19 protein-coding genes and 1 tRNA gene are annotated in these 15768 nt (G+C 68.7%); 16 read left to right on the forward strand and 4 right to left on the reverse strand.

Annotated elements, in window-relative coordinates; all coding sequences use genetic code 11:
- Positions 1 to 32: 32 nt before the first annotated feature.
- From N8N77_RS00670 to N8N77_RS00700, 7 genes are all read left to right on the forward strand, one after another.
- The gene (locus tag N8N77_RS00670) at positions 33 to 290 is read left to right on the forward strand and encodes a helix-turn-helix domain-containing protein (RefSeq protein WP_261163871.1); all 258 of its coding nucleotides are present in this window, start codon (positions 33 to 35) and stop codon (positions 288 to 290) included.
- A 31-nt stretch (positions 291 to 321) separates the two neighbouring features.
- Positions 322 to 639 (forward strand): hypothetical protein, encoded by a 318-nt coding sequence (locus N8N77_RS00675; protein ID WP_261163872.1) that lies wholly within the window; start codon positions 322 to 324, stop codon positions 637 to 639.
- 33 nt (positions 640 to 672) lie between these two features.
- Entirely contained in the window at positions 673 to 837 is a 165-nt protein-coding gene (locus N8N77_RS00680; protein ID WP_261163873.1) for a hypothetical protein, read from the forward strand.
- The gene (locus tag N8N77_RS00685) at positions 837 to 1403 is read left to right on the forward strand and encodes a ribonuclease H (RefSeq protein WP_261163874.1); all 567 of its coding nucleotides are present in this window, start codon (positions 837 to 839) and stop codon (positions 1401 to 1403) included. The genes N8N77_RS00680 and N8N77_RS00685 overlap by 1 nt, the downstream gene beginning before the upstream one ends.
- A 117-nt stretch (positions 1404 to 1520) precedes the next feature.
- A complete protein-coding gene (locus N8N77_RS00690; RefSeq protein ID WP_261163876.1) occupies positions 1521 to 1793 on the forward strand; it encodes a hypothetical protein in 273 nt (90 codons plus the stop codon).
- A 358-nt stretch (positions 1794 to 2151) separates the two neighbouring features.
- Positions 2152 to 2757, forward strand: a complete 606-nt coding sequence (locus N8N77_RS00695; protein ID WP_261163877.1) for a hypothetical protein — start codon at positions 2152 to 2154, stop codon at positions 2755 to 2757.
- A gap of 65 nt (positions 2758 to 2822) precedes the next feature.
- Entirely contained in the window at positions 2823 to 3275 is a 453-nt protein-coding gene (locus N8N77_RS00700; RefSeq protein ID WP_261163878.1) for a hypothetical protein, read from the forward strand.
- Positions 3276 to 3388: 113 nt separating this feature from the next.
- Here N8N77_RS00700 and N8N77_RS00705 read toward each other — a convergent pair whose 3' ends face one another.
- Positions 3389 to 4015 (reverse strand): TetR/AcrR family transcriptional regulator, encoded by a 627-nt coding sequence (locus N8N77_RS00705; RefSeq protein WP_261163879.1) that lies wholly within the window; start codon positions 4013 to 4015, stop codon positions 3389 to 3391.
- 160 nt (positions 4016 to 4175) lie between these two features.
- Here N8N77_RS00705 and N8N77_RS00710 point away from each other — a divergent pair, with 160 nt between their 5' ends.
- The 3 genes from N8N77_RS00710 (at position 4176) to N8N77_RS00720 (ending at position 8409) form a co-directional block, all read left to right on the forward strand.
- The gene (locus N8N77_RS00710) at positions 4176 to 4868 is read left to right on the forward strand and encodes an SDR family NAD(P)-dependent oxidoreductase (RefSeq protein WP_261163880.1); all 693 of its coding nucleotides are present in this window, start codon (positions 4176 to 4178) and stop codon (positions 4866 to 4868) included.
- Entirely contained in the window at positions 4862 to 6019 is a 1158-nt protein-coding gene (locus N8N77_RS00715) for a low temperature requirement protein A (protein WP_261163881.1), read from the forward strand. Before N8N77_RS00710 ends, N8N77_RS00715 begins: the two co-directional genes overlap by 7 nt.
- 332 nt (positions 6020 to 6351) lie before the next feature.
- Positions 6352 to 8409: a DUF5979 domain-containing protein gene (locus N8N77_RS00720; protein WP_261163882.1), complete on the forward strand. Its 2058-nt coding sequence runs from the start codon at positions 6352 to 6354 to the stop codon at positions 8407 to 8409.
- A gap of 17 nt (positions 8410 to 8426) precedes the next feature.
- Here N8N77_RS00720 and N8N77_RS00725 read toward each other — a convergent pair whose 3' ends face one another.
- Positions 8427 to 8621: a hypothetical protein gene (locus N8N77_RS00725; RefSeq protein ID WP_261163883.1), complete on the reverse strand. Its 195-nt coding sequence runs from the start codon at positions 8619 to 8621 to the stop codon at positions 8427 to 8429.
- A gap of 143 nt (positions 8622 to 8764) precedes the next feature.
- Between N8N77_RS00725 and N8N77_RS00730 the strand changes: the two genes are divergently transcribed.
- Together N8N77_RS00730 and N8N77_RS00735 are read left to right on the forward strand one after the other, a co-directional pair.
- Positions 8765 to 9277, forward strand: coding sequence for a metallophosphoesterase (locus tag N8N77_RS00730; protein ID WP_261163884.1), 513 nt, complete (start codon positions 8765 to 8767; stop codon positions 9275 to 9277).
- 105 nt (positions 9278 to 9382) lie between these two features.
- On the forward strand, positions 9383 to 10999 hold the full coding sequence (locus tag N8N77_RS00735) for an NAD-dependent epimerase/dehydratase family protein (protein ID WP_261163885.1): 1617 nt from the start codon (positions 9383 to 9385) through the stop codon (positions 10997 to 10999).
- 67 nt (positions 11000 to 11066) lie between these two features.
- On the opposite strand, the gene N8N77_RS00740 is transcribed toward N8N77_RS00735, so the two are convergent.
- Both N8N77_RS00740 and def read right to left on the reverse strand, forming a co-directional pair.
- The gene (locus tag N8N77_RS00740) at positions 11067 to 11600 is read right to left on the reverse strand and encodes a septum formation family protein (RefSeq protein WP_261163886.1); all 534 of its coding nucleotides are present in this window, start codon (positions 11598 to 11600) and stop codon (positions 11067 to 11069) included.
- Between the two features lie 84 nt (positions 11601 to 11684).
- The gene (def, locus tag N8N77_RS00745; protein ID WP_261163887.1) at positions 11685 to 12251 is read right to left on the reverse strand and encodes a peptide deformylase; all 567 of its coding nucleotides are present in this window, start codon (positions 12249 to 12251) and stop codon (positions 11685 to 11687) included.
- Positions 12252 to 12339: 88 nt separating this feature from the next.
- On the opposite strand from def, the gene N8N77_RS00750 reads away from it, so the two are divergent.
- The 4 genes from N8N77_RS00750 to xerC all read left to right on the forward strand — a co-directional run bounded on the left by N8N77_RS00750 (position 12340) and on the right by xerC (position 15387).
- Positions 12340 to 13476, forward strand: coding sequence for a DMT family transporter (locus tag N8N77_RS00750; RefSeq protein WP_261165577.1), 1137 nt, complete (start codon positions 12340 to 12342; stop codon positions 13474 to 13476).
- Positions 13477 to 13489: 13 nt separating this feature from the next.
- Positions 13490 to 13564 (forward strand) — tRNA-Ile (locus tag N8N77_RS00755).
- Between the two features lie 282 nt (positions 13565 to 13846).
- Positions 13847 to 14146 (forward strand): AlpA family transcriptional regulator, encoded by a 300-nt coding sequence (locus N8N77_RS00760; protein WP_261163889.1) that lies wholly within the window; start codon positions 13847 to 13849, stop codon positions 14144 to 14146.
- Complete coding sequence (gene xerC, locus N8N77_RS00765) at positions 14146 to 15387, forward strand: tyrosine recombinase XerC (RefSeq protein ID WP_261163890.1); 1242 nt, start codon at positions 14146 to 14148, stop codon at positions 15385 to 15387. Before N8N77_RS00760 ends, xerC begins: the two co-directional genes overlap by 1 nt.
- The last annotated feature ends 381 nt before the right edge of the window (positions 15388 to 15768 follow it).

The raw sequence follows: 15768 nt of genomic DNA on the forward strand, positions 1-15768 counted from the left end.
CGGTTCCTAAAAATGCCGTGCATGTGAAACGCATGAGCACACAACCGGCCTCAGGCAAGAAGAGCAAGCAGAAGAAGGCGAAGGGGTTCAAGGGGTTCCCCGAGCACATCTACCCCCAGTACGACGAGCACGACGTCGCCCAGATCCTCCATGTGTCGGTGCGCACGGTGCAGTCGTGGCGTTCCACGCCGGACAAGGGCCCCGACTTCGTGAAGATCGGTGACAGCGTTCGTTACCACAAGCAGGCCCTGATCGACTACATCGAGAAGCGGACCGTCCGTCGTGGCTAGGCCTCGCAAAGCACCCGGCCAGCTCGGCAAGGTGACGATCGACCAGCGAGGTGACCGGTTCCGTGGGCGGGCGAAGGTTCGCAACGGTGCCGGCGAGGAGGTCCGGATCACCGAGTACGCCGACAGTGCCGAGGAAGTGATCACTGCGGTCAAGGCGAAGGCGCAGCTGGTGTGGGGTGGCCTGTTCGCTGAGGTCACTCGAGCCTCGACCGTGGAACAGCTCGCTCAGCTGTGGTTGGCGACGGTCGCCGACCTCAAGCGCCAGCTTGCGGTCGCCGAGAACGACCTCGCGCGGGCCAGCGTCGCGGACACGCGCGGGGCGTCAAGAACCGTTCGCGAGGAACAGTAGCGTGGGCCGTCGGGTCCAGGAAGGGAGGCCGCCGTGGCGGGCATGAAAGGCAGGCGGTTCCATCACCGTCGCACCAAGCGAGAAGGCAAGATCGTCGGGGATGCGGGAAGCACCGTCACGGATGTGCGTGTGCGCTATGACGACGGTTCCCGTGACGCATGGGTGCAGAAGGTCAACGTCGTGCTCGAGGAAGCGTGATGGGGGAGAGGTACATCGTCGCCACCGACGGCGCCTGCAAGGGCAACCCGGGCCCGGCAGGATGGGCGTGGGTCGCCGAGGACGGGCACTGGGCTGCCGGCTCCGTCCCGCAGGGAACCAACAACATCGGCGAGCTGCTGGCAGTGCTTCACGCCATCACGATGCATCAGGACGTGGCACACCTGCACATCCAAGCCGACTCGATGTACGCGATCGACACGTACACGAAGTGGATGGATGGTCACCGGCGCCGCGGTTGGGTCACCAGCGCGAAGAAGCCGGTGGCGAACCAGGAGATCCTTGAGCAGCTGATCACCGCTCGGGACGCGCGCCGAGCCGCGGGCATACCTGACGTCACCTTCGAGCATGTGCGCGGCCACGCAGGGCACCTCCTCAACGGGTGGGCCGACGAACGCGCCGTACGCGCATCCGGCCACGCAGCACGCGGCCGCGCCCGCTCGTGGAGCTCTCTGAGCGGCCAGGAGCGACTCGACGTGACCGCCGCAGCGCCCAGGAGCGGTGAGGACAAGCCGGGGCGACGCAGCTCAGGCAGGCAAGCGCGCTGATGGCGTTTTGGCTCTGACGAAGGGCGTCCGAGATCGGCATACTGGGCGGGGGAGGCGAGCGTGCGCGCAACGGAGAAGAGCAGGATGTCGAGGATTGCTTCTTGGGTGAGCCTTGGGGTGATCACGCTCGTGGTCGTCGCCGTGCTCTGCGCTGTCGCATCGCTGCGATACGCGGTGATGCCGGTGTATCCGGCATTGCCGAGTCCTGATTACCAGCTGCAAGCCACGATCGCTTTCGTCGGCGCGGCCCTTGCGCTTGCACTGGGCTTCGGTGCGGCACTTTCCGCAGCTCGCGTGACCGCTCATCGCGCGCGCATCGTGGCGATCGGCGGCGCATCCGTCCTGGGCGTCGGCCTCGTCGCCTCGGTTGCCGCACTGATGATCCCATAGCGAACTCTCCGGGCAGCCGAACACGCCTGGTGACCAGGGGTTTGCTTGCTGCTACTTCTCGGGCAAATCGCCCGTCGGAAGGCGGGCTGACCCTCTCGGCCGGGAAGAATCGGGCCGCACCGCGCCCAACTTCCGCGTAATCCCGCCGGAGTTGCCCAGTGAGACTTCTAGCCAGGCTTGCGCCTCGCCTGAGCACCGCCGAGACGGCAGGTTCTTGGTTCGCGTCCAAGCCGGGGAGCCAATCGATGGCCTGTGATCCTTTGATGCAGGGATCGCGGGCCATCGACGTCTGTGGGCAGCGTTGCACGGCAGGCAAGCGTCCTTGCTGAGTCAGAGCCCGACGTGGTGGGCTGACGCCATGACCTTCTTTCCGCCAGACCCTGAGATCCCCGAACTGGAAGAGACCGAATCGTCCCAACCTCGCTGGTGGCAGGCGCCTGAGGATGAACTGCCCGCTCTGCTCGGCATCTCGGAGCTCCTCGCGGCGACGGATCACGCCGCGATTGCCCTCGTGGGGATCGCCGTGCACCGTGAGGGGATCGAGCTGCGCGTGGAACGGCGTTTGCGCCGTAACGGTCTACCGCGAAACGAATGGAATGAGCTGTGCGCCGTATTCATGGAGCACATGTCGTTCGGTGGCCCCGTCGACCTCGCGGGTCGATTGCGGTTCGGCGTCCTGCTCGCAGACGGAAGTAAGGTCACCGACGCCTCCCCGTCCTTCGAGGGTCGTGATCCGATGATCGAACCCGCGGGATACATCCTCAGCCGGTGGGAGCAAGGAGGTGGTGGAGGGGGAAGCACATACTCTTCGGCTGACCGTCTGTGGCTGTGGCCTCTCCCACCAGCGGGGCCTATCGAGTTGGTCATGCAGTGGCCAGCGCTCGGCATCGACGAGACGCATCTCGGGATCGATGTCAGCAAGGTGGCGGAACTGGCGACGCTCGCTCGGCCTTACTGGCGCTAACTCACCACGCGTCCGTGGGCCCGATCAATCGCTATCAGGAGCGGGCTGCGGAGTAGCGTGGGTGCGTGCTGTGGAGACGCTACCGGTCCGCGATACTCCTCGCCGTGCCCGCGGGGGCCGCTTTCGGCGCCGTCCTCGGCGTGTCGTTCTATCTGGTTGCCAACCCGGATTACCGGACGCAGGGCGGATGGGGCGCCTTCATCTCTCTGCTCGCATCCGGAGCGGGTATCGGCGGCGTCACCGCATCAGCCGGCCTGATCGGGGGAGTTGTCTTTCTTCTCCTTGCCGATCGGCACCTCCGCGGTCCTGGGCAGGCGCGTGTGCGTGGGGGCGCCATGTCGGCGGCTGCGGCGGCTGCTCTCCTGTGGCTCATCATCGGCCTCGTTGGCGCCGTGTCCTCATCCGGCGGCGCGGCCTGGTTCCCCTGGGTCGTTGTGTCCGCCGCGATCACGGCCGCCACGACCGGCGGTGCGGCCGCCCTCATCCTTCGACGCGTGGAACGTCTAGCGGCGTCCTAGCGAGGGGATCTCGCGGCTCGAATGGAGCTGTCCTGCGGTCCGCCATCACCTCACGTTCGCCGGCTGCGCGGAAGAGGGCTGCTGACGACGCTCCTCGACACCCGGCCGGGCTCCTACTCCGTGGCGAGGGCGGGCCACAAGGTCGCGACGACGCGCTCTGCGAAATCGGCGGGAACATCGCCGCCGTAACGGTTGAAGTCGGCGAAGTAGCTGCCAAAGCAGAGGGTCACGACCATGTCGATATCCACGTCGGTGCGCACGGCGCCGCGCTGCTGTAGCTCGGTCAGCACGTCGGTGAGTTCTTGGCAGCGGGGTTGGTTCCCGAGCTCTCTCATCTGCGCGAGCAGGTGTGGCACGCGTTCCGCCTCCGCCATGAAGTTGCCGTGCAGCGTCATGGCGCGCGGGTTGTGGTAGCGCGGATCGAGCCGCCTCACCGCCTCGACCATTGCCTCCCGCGGCGAGAGCCGGTCAAGGTTCAGCGGCTGATACGCCTCACGCTGCTTGCGCAGACCGTACCGCAGCGCGTCCAACGCCAGTGCGTACTTGTTCGGCCAGCGCCGGTACAGCGTCGGGCGCGTGGTGCCGGCGTCGGCAACGATGTCGCCGATCGTCATCGCGGAGTACCCCTTTGTGGCAAGTAGCTCGCGCGTCGAGTCGATGATCGCGTCTTCGATCGCCGGGTTGCGGGGGCGTCCGCCTGCAGCGGCGGCCTCCGCGGCGGCCGTCGTCCTCTTGGACATCTTCGTCCCTCCTCGCCCATGTAGGCGTTTCTTTACACGTCTTGACTGTAACGCACTCTGATCGATAGGTTGTCGCTCGCAGGTTTCGTTACAAGCGTTACTTGTAATGCGGGTTGGGCTGTTCGGTCCTGACGCGCTATGAGACCGCGAGAGGAAACACATGACGACGACACTCATCACCGGCGGTAACCGCGGGCTCGGCCATGAGATCGCCCGCCGGCTGATCGAGGCGGGCCATTCGGTTTGGATCGGCGCCCGGAACCGTGCGGGCGGCCAGGAAGCGGCCGCGCGCCTGGGGGCCCACTTCTTGCCGCTCGACGTGACGGACGACGCGTCCGTCGATGCGGCTGCGGCCACTCTTCGCGACCAGGTCGGTCACCTGGACATTCTCATCAACAACGCCGGGATCCTTGGTGAGGTGGCCGCGCCGGAGGACATGACGGCGGACCAGCTCCGCGTCGTCTACGAGACCAACGTGTTCGGACTCGTCCGGGTCACCCACGCCTTCCTGCCGCTGCTGCGAAACGGCAACAATCCGTCGGTGATCAACGTCACGAGCGGGATGGGATCCTTCACCCTCACCCAAGATCCGGCGCGGGTCGAGTCACAGTACACGCTCGCGGCGTACGGCTCTTCCAAGAGCGCGGTCACGATGCTCACGACGCAGTACGCCAAGACGATCCCGGACATCCGCTTCAACGCCGTCGACCCCGGTCAGACCGCGACGGAGTTCACCGGCCACGTCGGGCAGAGCATCGAAGAGGGAGCCGAGACAGCCGTGCGGATCGCCACGCTCGGCGCCGCCACCCCCACGGGCACCGTGACCGACCGGGTAGGCGTCTTGCCGTGGTGATCGGAGCGCTCCGGCGTCGCGATGCCCAGACGCAGCGCGCCGCGACGCTGGAGCTGTTCTACGACCTGGTCTTCGTGTTCTCGCTCACCCAGGTGTCGCATCTTCTGCTGGAACGACTCACCTGGGCGGGGGCAGGCGAGGCGACGATCGTTCTGCTCGCGGTCTGGTGGTCGTGGAACTACACGACCTGGGCGACGAACGAACTGAACCCGGAGACCAACCCGGTGCGCTTCCTCCTGATCGCGCTGATGGCGGGGAGCCTGGTGATGGCGATCGCCATCCCCGACGCCTTCGGCGACCTCGGGCTCCTCTTCGCCGTCTCCTATCTCGCCATCCAGGCCGGGCGGCATGCGTTCCTTACCTTCGTCGTATCTCGCCGCGGCACGCTTGACCGGGAGCGCAACGGGCGAATCCTCGTCTGGTTCCTGGTGGCCGGTGTCTTCTGGATCGCCGGTGGCTTCGTTGATGGCGGCACGCGGGTTTGGCTGTGGATCCTGGCGCTCGCCCTGGACTACGTCGCCCCGCTCCTGTTGTTCCCGCTTCCGCGCAGAACCCCGCTGGCGGGGCGCTCCTGGCACGTGGCCACCGAGCATTTCGCCGAACGATTCGGGCTGTTCGTCATCGCGGCACTCGGCGAGACGATCGTGCTCACGGGAGCGACCACGGCGGCACACCCCCTGAACGCGGCGACGGTAGCGGCTTTCACCAACGCGTTCGCGGGTACGGCTGCCCTCTGGTGGCTCTACTTCACCTCGACGAACCGGCTCGGAGAGAACTCGCTCGAGCCAGGGGCCACGCGCACCGAGCGGGCACGTGACATCTACACGTACGGTCACGTGCTGATCGTCGCCGCGATCATCCTGACGGCCGTCGGTGACGAGCTCGTGATCGCTCACCCGCTCGAGCCGCTTGCCGGCCCGGAGCTGACGGCGGTCGTCGCGGGGCCGGCCCTGTTCCTCGCGGCTCAACTGATCCTGCAGCTGCGTGCGACGGGACGTATCTCCTACATCCGACTCTCGGCGATCACGGTGTGCTTGGCGACCGGCATGCTGGGGGGTTCCCTGCCCGCACTAGGTGCGGGGGCTCTCCTCGTCGCGACCCTGATTGCCGTAGCCGTGATCGAGGAAGTCCGAGGAGTCGGCGAGGCATGAGTTGACGGTTGGCCCCCGCGTGTGCGGGGCGCGGGGCCACCTGCGGGCCTGAGCCGAGAGGGCGCCTGGTCGAAGCCGCGTCAAGCGGCTCGCTACCCCTTCTCCCGTGGCGTGAGAGCGACGCGGACGGGCACACCGTACGCGGGGCCGACCCGTTGCCGAGTCGTCGGCTCGAACGACGCGTTCGACGACAGGGGTGGACCGCGCGAGGGGCTCGGGCTAGGTTGTGTGCCAGCCGAAGCGGTCGATCCGCGGCTGGGCGCACTATCGCGTTGCAGCACGCGTCGGGCGCGGGAGTTGGTCCTCTTCCCCTCTCACATGGAGGTGACCAGATGGCACGGTCCGCGGTCCGCGCTGGTGTGCGCGGCGTTGTGGTGGCGGTTGCGGCGCTGGCCATGGTGGCCCTCTCCGCGCTCTCGGCCTCCGCCACGCCGGGGCCCCCGGGCATCACGCCCCGGGAAGGGCCGAACACCGACCTCGTGATGACCGGCACCGCGGCGGGCCAGGGGGTAGCGGGAGGGATCGCGCCGGCCGGCTCGACGTTCAATCCGACTGCCGGCTATCCGGCGGACGTGCCCGCGGGGTTCGAGCCGCTCAACGAGGGTTTCGCCGGCATCATCGTTGCCGAGTCGGAGACGACCGGCGAGACGCTCACCATGTTCTGCATCGACATCCGAACCCTCACCTATCCGGGGCTCGGCTACGAGAACGGAACCTGGGACGAGTCGAACGTGCCCCATGTGGGCTATATCGCGAGGATCCTCGCCGAGTACTACCCGAACACGGGCGAACCCGCCGGAGCACCCGGCGACAACGCGAGGGCAGCCGCGGTGCAGGCGGCGATCTGGTTCTTCAGCGACAGCTACGTGCTGGCGCCCACCGATCCCGTCCGGCCCTTCACCGAGGAGATCGTGGCCGCCGTGCTGCAGGCGGGTCCGCTGCCGGAGCCGAGCCCCCCGAACCTCGTCGTCGATCCCGAGACCGCGTCGGGTCCCGCGGACGCCCCTCTCGGCCCGTACACCGTGACGTCTGATTCCGAGACGCCGGGGTTGCAGATCACCGTGAGCGCCGACGGCGGCACGATGTATGCGGACCCGGACGGCACGGTGCCGATCGACGACGGGGCGGCGGTGCCCAACAACACACAGATCTGGCTGCTGCCCAGCGACGGTGCAGGAGGCGAGGTCACGCTGAATGCGCGGGGCGTTGCCAGCGCGGCCAGCGGCAACGTCTACCTCTACGACGGCAACACTCCCGGCGTCAACGATGCGCAACGGCTCATCCTCGCCCAAGACGCCGAAGTCTCGACGCTGGCCACGGCCACCGCCGAGTTCTTCCAGACGGGATCGCTGCAGGTGACCAAGACGATCGCGGGCCCGGCGGCGGGGGACCAGGGTGCGGTGACGGTGCATGTGTCGTGTGACAACGGGTTGGAGCAGGATCTGACCGTGGCGGCGAACGCTCCGGCGGGGCAGACGTCCGCTCTGATCGAGGACCTTCCCGTGGGCACGGTGTGCGCGGTGACGGAGCCGGAGGATGGTTCGTCGGAGGCGGTGTCGGTGACGACGACGATCGAGGGCAGTCCGGTGACGATCGCCGCCGACGAGGTCGCGACGGTGGCGGTCACCAACACCTACGAGACGGTGCTCTCGTCGCTGCAGGTGACCAAGACGATCGCGGGCCCGGCGGCGGGGGACCAGGGTGCGGTGACGGTGCATGTGTCGTGTGACAACGGGTTGGAGCAGGATCTGACCGTGGCGGCGAACGCTCCGGCGGGGCAGACGTCCGCTCTGATCGAGGACCTTCCCGTGGGCACGGTGTGCGCGGTGACGGAGCCGGAGGATGGTTCGTCGGAGGCGGTGTCGGTGACGACGACGATCGAGGGCAGTCCGGTGACGATCGCCGCCGACGAGGTCGCGACGGTGGCGGTCACCAACACCTACGAGACGGTGCTCTCGTCGCTGCAGGTGACCAAGACGATCGCGGGCCCGGCGGCGGGGGACCAGGGTGCGGTGACGGTGCATGTGTCGTGTGACAACGGGTTGGAGCAGGATCTGACCGTGGCGGCGAACGCTCCGGCGGGGCAGACGTCCGCTCTGATCGAGGACCTTCCCGTGGGCACGGTGTGCGCGGTGACGGAGCCGGAGGATGGTTCGTCGGAGGCGGTGTCGGTGACGACGACGATCGAGGGCAGTCCGGTGACGATCGCCGCCGACGAGGTCGCGACGGTGGCCGTCACCAACACCTACGAGAGGGCCGACTCGGCCGGCCTGGCGAGCACCGGGGCATCGGCGCAGCATCTCGCCGGGCTGCTCCTTGCAGGTGCGGTGCTCCTTGGAACCGGTGGCGGCCTCCTCGTGCACCAACACCGTCGGCGTCGCGCGGGCTGAGGCCGGCAGCGGCCCCGCTACTTCTTCTTCCGGCTGTCGAGAGCAAGACCGACGGCGATGCCGATCGCGAGGCCGAACCCGATGCCGAGGCCGGGGTTGTCGAAAAGCAGCATGCCGAAGACCAAGCCGAACGGGATGCCGAGCGCGATGCCGACGGCCAGCCCCTGCTGGCCGCCCTTCTCCTTCTCGGGACCTTCCCCTGATTCGCTCATGGCCCCGACGATAGGCGCGATCCTGACGGCGCGCCTCCGTCACAGGACGGAGATCGCGCGTGGGTCATCCGCGAGGCCTGCAAAGGCGCAGAGGTCGCCGCGGCGGCCCTGACAACGGGACGCGGCCACGGAAGGATGGGGGCATGTCGCCGCGCCTGCTGCTCCTCTCCGACACCCATGTGCCGCTGCGCGCCAAGCGCCTGCCCGACGCCGTGTGGCGCGCGATCGACGCCGCCGACGTGGTCATCCACGCGGGGGACTGGGTGGACGAGGCGACGCTCGATGCGATCGAGGAGCGGGCTGCCCGCCTCGTCGCGGTCTACGGCAACAACGACGGCGCCGCGCTGCGCGCGCGTCTGCCTGAGGTGGCGCGGGAGGAGATCGACGGGCTGCGGGTCGCCGTCGTGCACGAGACGGGAGCGGCAAGCGGCCGGGAGCGGCGCATGGACGCCGCGTTCGCGGGCGAGGATCGGCCCGATCTCGTCGTCTTCGGCCACAGCCACATCCCGTGGGACAGCGTGACGCCGCGCGGCATGCGCCTGCTGAACCCCGGGTCGCCCACCGACCGTCGGCGCCAGCCGGCGTGCACGATGATGACCGCCGCCGTGGAAGCCGGTCGCCTCGGCCGCGTCGATCTCATCACGGTGCCCCGGTGAGCGCGGGGCGGCGCGCCTTAGTCGCGGGCGTCGCCACTGACAAGCCCTTCGACGCGGCTCCGGCGTTGGCGGAGGATCGTGGCAGGGCACGCGAAGGAGGCACGGATGAAGGTCGCCATCGTCGGGGCGAGTGGCCACGTCGGCACCGCGCTCCTGCACGCGCTGCGAGACGAGGAGCGGGTGGAGGAGATCATCGGGATCGCCCGCCGCCTGCCCGACGCCACGCGGGAGCCATACAGCGCGGCGCGCTGGGAGCGTGTCGACATCGCGGTGCCGGTAGGCGGTGCGGCGGGGGAGCGACGGGTGGTGGACAGGCTCGCCGAGGCCATCGCGGGGGCCGATGTGGTCGTCCACCTCGCCTGGCTCATCCAGCCGAATCGCAATCGCGAGCTCCTGCGCCGCACGAACGTCGACGGCACACGACGCGTCGTCGAGGCGATGCTGCTCGCGGGCGTGCCTCGTCTGGTGTGCGCGTCGTCCGTCGGGGCGTACTCCGGCGTGTACGACGACGAGCGTCGCGACGAGACCTGGCCGACGGCGGGCATCCGCAGCTCGCACTATTCGGCCGACAAGGCGGATCAGGAGCGCGTGCTGGACGATGCGCAGTCGCGCGGGCTTTCGGTCGCGCGCGTGCGGCCCGCGCTCGTGTTCGACGGCTACGCGGGCGCGCAGATCGCGCGGCTGTTCCTCGGGGCGCTGGTGCCTCCTCGGTTGCTCCGGCCCGGCCTGCTGCCCCTTCTGCCGTTGCCGGCCGGCCTGCGCATGCAGGTCGTGCACGGCGACGACGTCGCGGACGCCTACCGACGGGTCATCGTCAGCGGCGCGGACGGCGCCTTCAACGTCGCCACCGAGCCCCTTCTGGACGCCGACGCGATCGCGGCGATCGTCGGTCGTGGGCGCCACGTCGCGGTGCCACCGGCCGCGCTGCGACCGCTGCTGCATGTGGCGTGGCGTGCTCACATGGTGGCCGCCGATCCGGGCTGGCTCGACATGGCCATGCGTGTGCCCGTGATGGACACGTCGCGCATCCGAGACGAGCTGGGCTGGTCGCCGCGCCACGACGCGGCGGAGACGTTGCGCGAGGTGCTCGAGGCGATCGCGGCCGGTCGGGGCACGCCGAGCGCGCCGATGCGCGCCCGGCGCCGCTGGCCCGACGATCAGCTGCCACCCGGCGACGTGCCGGCGGATCGCTCCGATGCGACCGCCACGGTGGCTGACGGACACCGCGTGCCCGTCGACATCGAGCGGGAGATCCTCGGCCTGTACCTGTCCGACCATCTCACCGGCGCGACGGCGGGGGTCGCGCGGCTGCGCCGGATGTCGAAGGCCTTCGCCGACACCGACATGGCGCCGCAGCTGGCTCAGCTGACGGAAGAGATCGCCGCAGAGCGGGCGTTCTTGCGGGAGCTGATTCCGAGCCTGGAACTGCGTCGGCGGCCCTATCGTCAGGCCGTGGCGTGGCTGGCCGAGCGAGTGGGGCGACTCAAGACCAACGGTCGTGTCACCGGCTCGCCGATGACGCCCGTGCTCGAGTTGGAGCTGATGCGTAGCGCCGTCGTCGGCAAGCTCGGCGGCTGGGAGACGCTCGCGGAGCTCGCACCCGACCTGGGCCTTCCGGCCGACTCATTCCGTGCCCTCGCCGATCGCGCCCGTGCACAGGCCGCGACCCTCGAGCAGTTGCACGCGCGCGTTGTGCCGGGTGCGTTCCGGCGCACTCGCTGAGGCGCCGCGCGTACGGCGACGGCGGGCGATTCGCGCCGCAGCGCGGTGATCGCCCGCCGTCAGCGGATCAGCGGGCAGCGCCCGCCAGCGAGCCCTCGACCTGCGCGATCTCCATGCCCGAGTCGTCCGAGGCCTCGTAGATGATGCACTGCACGAGACGGTCGCCATCGGCCCACGACGCCTCGAGCGGCGTGAACGCGGTGTACCACAGCGACGCGGACTCCTCGAAGGAGATCCCCGCGAAGTTCTCGAACTCGGCGTAGCAGCCCTCGTCGGCCGCCGTACCGATGGCCTCCTCACCGGGCCACTCGTCGCCGAGGTCGACCTCGAACTCGTGATAGACCTCGTAGTCGTGCGCCTCGGCGCACGGCACCGCCTCGACGTCGAACACCTCCTCGCCATCGGGCTCGAGCAGGCAGTCGCCGACCGTGATCTCGAACACCGATTCCGTGCCCGCTTCGGTGACCTCCTGCGACTCCTCGTCGCGGGTGGCGCCGCCACCCACCGGCGTAACGAGACCGGAGCATCCGGTCAGCGAGGCGGCGACGAGCGCGGCGGCGCCGGCGGCAAGGGCAAGACGGGTGGTGCGGGGGCGGGACATGACGTTCTCCGTTCGGGTGGTGCTGTGTGTTCCTCCACGGTATTGAGGTTCCGACGGCTGCGGCGACGGGGAGAACTGCCCGCGTCAGCCCTCGAGGTCGTCCACCCCGGGCGTCCAGCTCACGCCCGGCCGCCCCCAGCCCCGCTTCTTCGAGATCTTCTGCGCCGTCTTCCAGTCGCCGTCCGAGACGCGGTCGATATAGATGATCCCGTTCAGGTGATCGAACTCGTGCTGCATGATGCGCGCCCGCCACCCGTCCACCTCGATCCGCACCGGCTCGCCCTCCAGGTCGGTCCCCGTAACGAGCACGCGCTCGGATCGGCGCAGCGGGAATCGCTCTCCGGGGAACGACAGGCAGCCCTCGGACTCGGTCTCGTCGTCCGGGTCCCCAGGCTCCGTTGGCACCATCCACAGCTCCGGGTTCATCACAACGCCGCGCCACGGCCTGCCCTCGTCGTCCTCGTACGAGTAGACGTACAGCCGCAGCGGCACGCCCACCTGCGGCGCGGCGAGCCCCACGCCGGGCGCGGCGTCCATCGTCTCGTACATGTCCGCGACCAGCGTGCGGATCTCGTCCGTGATCTCCTCGACGGGCGCGGCGGGCGCGTGCAGCACCGGGTCGCCCCAGATGCGGATGGGAAGAATGGCCATCGTCCCAGCGTACTTTCGGGCGGCCTGCTTCATGCGGGGGCATGCCCCATGGGCGCTGCCCGCCCGGTGGCTTAGGCTCGAAGGCGTGATGTGGGGCATGAGTCCGGGAGTGGACGATGTCGGCGAGCAGCTCGTCGGGGCGTTCCAGAACCCCGGCCTGCTCCTGGGCATCCCGCTGGCGCTGGCGGGGGCGGTGTTCATGTCGCTTGGCGCGCAGTTCCAGAGCCGCGGCGTGCGCAAGGTCGAGACGCTGTCGGGCGAGACGGGGGAGACGGGCCTCGGCGGCGCCCATCTGCTACATCTGCTGCGGCGGCCGTCCTGGCTGATCGGCACGTTCCTGCTGGGGGCGGCCATCCTCTGCCAGCTCAGTGCCCTCGCCGTCGCACCGCTGATCGTCGTGCAGCCGCTCGGTGCGGTATCGCTCGTGATCACCACTCTGTTGAACGCCCAGGCGACCGGGCATCTGCCCACGCGTCAGTCGTTGACGGCGATCGGTCTGTGCATCGGCGGGATCTTCGTGTTCGTCATCGTGGCGGCGGCGTTCGCCACGGAGCGGCCTCTCACGGAACAGCAGCTGCTCATCGTGCTCGCGATCCTGCTCGTGACCGTCATCCTGCTCGGTGGGGCGTGGCTGATTCTTCGCCGGCGTCTGAACGCGCTGTTCTACATCACGGCCGCCGGCGTGCTCTACGGCTTCGTCGCGACGCTCGCGAAGGTCGTCATCAAGCGGATCCAGGCCGGCGACTTCGAATGGATCACCATCGTCTGCCTCGTGGCGCTGCTGGCGGCGGGTGCCGTGGGGGCGTACTTCGTCCAGACCGCTTACTCCTCGGGTCCGCCGGACCTCGTGATCGCTGGGCTGACGGTCATCGACCCGATCGTCGCGGTCCTCATCGGGGCGCTCGTGCTGGGCGAGGCGGCGAATGCGCCGGTGTGGGCGCTCGTGATCTTCGTGCTGGCGGGCACCGCCGCCGCGGTGGGAGTGTTCCTCCTCGCCCGGCACCACCCGCAGGTCATCAGCGAGAGCCAGAAGCTCGACATCCCGCGGGGGAGCGGTGCGGGAGACGGTGCGCACGGCGAGGTCACACGGCGGGCAGGCGAAACCGCGGAGGAACAGCGGCCGGGCGCCTCGACGCCGCTCGACGAACTTCGTGCGATGCGCGACCCGGACGACCTGCTCAACCGCCGTCATCCCGACGGCGGCTCGGACGCGGCCTCGCGGTAGGCTCGTCTCGCACGGGGCGGTAGCCAAGCTGGTCAAGGCAGCGAGCTCATAACTCGACGATCCGCGGGTTCGAGTCCCGCCCGCCCCACCTAGTCGCCCGAAAACCCCTGGCCAGGGCCTCTTTTAGGCGGATTTTACGATCATCTTTTCGGTGTCACGATCAGGCCCGCGTCCACTTTCCGGCCACTTTGAGCGCGTTCCGCAACCGAGCGTGCAGTTGCTACTCATTGGACACGCTGTTATACGAAGAACCACTGATTGCCGCCGAACCTGCCGCGCCGACGGCGACCAGCGTGCGAGCATCAGTTCGCCGGCCTCGCCGTATGCTGCCTCCTTGGGTCCCGCCGCCTGGCGCAAGGATGAGCGCAGAATGTCCGGTGACACTCCCGTGACGCGGCACGTGGAAGCGGACTTCGCGCTGCGTATGAGGGACCGCCGCGATGCCGTGCATGTGTTCTGCATGGACACGATGAACCCCCAAGGCCTCGAGCCGCTCCTTACCCCAAGAGAGCTGTCGGACCTCCTGCACATCCCGGTCAGAACCCTTGAGTCATGGCGCGCGAACTGGGAGAGCAACCCGTACGGGCCGAAGCCCATCACCGTGGGAAAGCACGTGCGCTATCGGCCAGTAGACGTGCGCAGCTGGCTCGACGAACAGGCGGCCCGCTGATGGGGCGCCGACCGCTCGGTGTTGGCGAGCTCGGTGGCGTCACCTATGCCCATGCCGGCAAGGGCGTCGTTGTCGCCCGCGCGCGGACCCGTGACGCGGGTGGGGTGATTCACCGCCCGCAGGCTCGCGGAGCAACCAAAGAGGAAGCGCTCGAGCGGCTGCAGGCGAAAGCGCGCCGACTTGCGGTAGCGGGCGAGGAGATCGGCCCGGACACTCCGCTCGGGGATCTGTTCCAGATGTGGCTGGAAGATCGCGAAGGTGAGATCCGCCCGCAATCTCACCGCTTCTATAAGGACATCGTTCGGTGGCTTACGCCGATCGTCGGCGGGATCCCGGTAGGCGAGTGCCGACCCGCGAGGGTCAAGCGCATCCTCGACGAGATCGAAGCGGCCCGTGGCAGCGGCGCCGCGCTCGATCATGCCCGCACCGCGCTTTCAGGCGCCTTCGTGGTGGCTGTCGAAGAAGGTGCCCTCGACCACAACCCGCTGCTCAGCCTGCGAAAGCGAAAGGGACGGCAGCAGCGGCCGAAGGCGCTGAACGTCGAACAGGTGCGGGCGCTGCGGGCCGCCATCCGACGACGTGAAGAGCGTGCGGCGCGCTATACCGGTGAGTCCGTCGCTCTTCTCCGGATCGTGTCCGAGGTGATGCTCGGTTCGGGGCTCCGCATCGCTGAGGTTCTCGGCCTCCGGCACCGGGACATCGACTGGGAGACCAACACCATCGAGGTGACGGGAACCCTCATCGACGAAGCCGACACGTGGCACCTCGTTCGTCAGGATGAGTTGAAGGGTCGGAACCAGGCCCGGTTCATTGAACTGCCCGGCTTCGCCATGGCCGCCCTCGCCGAGGCGCGCCGTAATGCAAGCGATCTGCCGTCTCGCCACCCGGACAAGCCTGCGATTCAGGGACAGGCGACCGGACGGTGGGTCTCAGCGCGGAACGTGCGCCGTCAGCTCCGCGATGTGAGGAACGATCCCGAGCTGGTCGCCGCGCTAGCTGAGACCGGTATCGAGCCCGACGAGCTTAAGCCCCACATGCTCCGACGCACCGCCGCAACGCTCGTTGCGACGACCTCGAGAGACATCAAACGCGCCCAAGCGCTGCTCGGACACCAGCATGAGAGCACGACCAGACGCCAGTACATCGGCATCGCATTCAAGACAGTCGGTGACGCGTCGATGCTCCAGCAGCTGCTCGGCAATAACCCCTGGCCGGACGATGGCCCGGGAAGAAGCGACTGAGAGCGAGTGCACGGGAGCCACCGCGTCGCGGCAGCAGGGCACTCTCTACTTCTGCCAGAGGGGCTCGGGGAAGTACCCCCTTGCGGCTCCTAATGGTCGGATGGTCAGAGGCTGAGTTCCGTGGGCCTTGTCCGTCAAGCCCCGCTGTCCACTCGGAGGGGGTTCGCCGCGAGTGTGCCGGCCTCGCGGGACTACTCGAGAAGCATCAAGCCACGAGAGGGCTTCCGCCGCTTCGGCCTGCTCACGCCGGCATGACGTGGCGCACTGCCGCAGGATGCAGCGACGTGCCGCTGGCGTGCGGCGTTGCGATCCACCGGTGCGCCGTAGGTGAGCTTGCCGATGGCTACGGGATGGGGCGGTCCTGCGGGGGACGGGGTGCCG

It is taken from the genome of Microbacterium sp. Marseille-Q6965, assembly GCF_946151065.1.
Lineage (GTDB): Bacteria > Actinomycetota > Actinomycetes > Actinomycetales > Microbacteriaceae > Microbacterium.

Excerpts from the sequence above, each read along its gene's own strand:
- N8N77_RS00670 (WP_261163871.1), top strand. The coding sequence starts at position 33 with ATGAGCACACAACCGGCCTCAGGCAAGAAGAGCAAGCAGAAGAAGGCG.
- N8N77_RS00685 (WP_261163874.1), top strand. The coding sequence starts at position 837 with ATGGGGGAGAGGTACATCGTCGCCACCGACGGCGCCTGCAAGGGCAAC.
- N8N77_RS00695 (WP_261163877.1), top strand. The coding sequence starts at position 2,152 with ATGACCTTCTTTCCGCCAGACCCTGAGATCCCCGAACTGGAAGAGACC.
- N8N77_RS00705 (WP_261163879.1), bottom strand. The coding sequence starts at position 4,015 with ATGTCCAAGAGGACGACGGCCGCCGCGGAGGCCGCCGCTGCAGGCGGA.
- N8N77_RS00710 (WP_261163880.1), top strand. The coding sequence starts at position 4,176 with ATGACGACGACACTCATCACCGGCGGTAACCGCGGGCTCGGCCATGAG.
- N8N77_RS00720 (WP_261163882.1), top strand. The coding sequence starts at position 6,352 with ATGGCACGGTCCGCGGTCCGCGCTGGTGTGCGCGGCGTTGTGGTGGCG.
- N8N77_RS00725 (WP_261163883.1), bottom strand. The coding sequence starts at position 8,621 with ATGAGCGAATCAGGGGAAGGTCCCGAGAAGGAGAAGGGCGGCCAGCAG.
- N8N77_RS00730 (WP_261163884.1), top strand. The coding sequence starts at position 8,765 with ATGTCGCCGCGCCTGCTGCTCCTCTCCGACACCCATGTGCCGCTGCGC.
- N8N77_RS00735 (WP_261163885.1), top strand. The coding sequence starts at position 9,383 with ATGAAGGTCGCCATCGTCGGGGCGAGTGGCCACGTCGGCACCGCGCTC.
- N8N77_RS00740 (WP_261163886.1), bottom strand. The coding sequence starts at position 11,600 with ATGTCCCGCCCCCGCACCACCCGTCTTGCCCTTGCCGCCGGCGCCGCC.
- def (WP_261163887.1), bottom strand. The coding sequence starts at position 12,251 with ATGGCCATTCTTCCCATCCGCATCTGGGGCGACCCGGTGCTGCACGCG.
- N8N77_RS00750 (WP_261165577.1), top strand. The coding sequence starts at position 12,340 with ATGTGGGGCATGAGTCCGGGAGTGGACGATGTCGGCGAGCAGCTCGTC.
- N8N77_RS00760 (WP_261163889.1), top strand. The coding sequence starts at position 13,847 with ATGTCCGGTGACACTCCCGTGACGCGGCACGTGGAAGCGGACTTCGCG.
- xerC (WP_261163890.1), top strand. The coding sequence starts at position 14,146 with ATGGGGCGCCGACCGCTCGGTGTTGGCGAGCTCGGTGGCGTCACCTAT.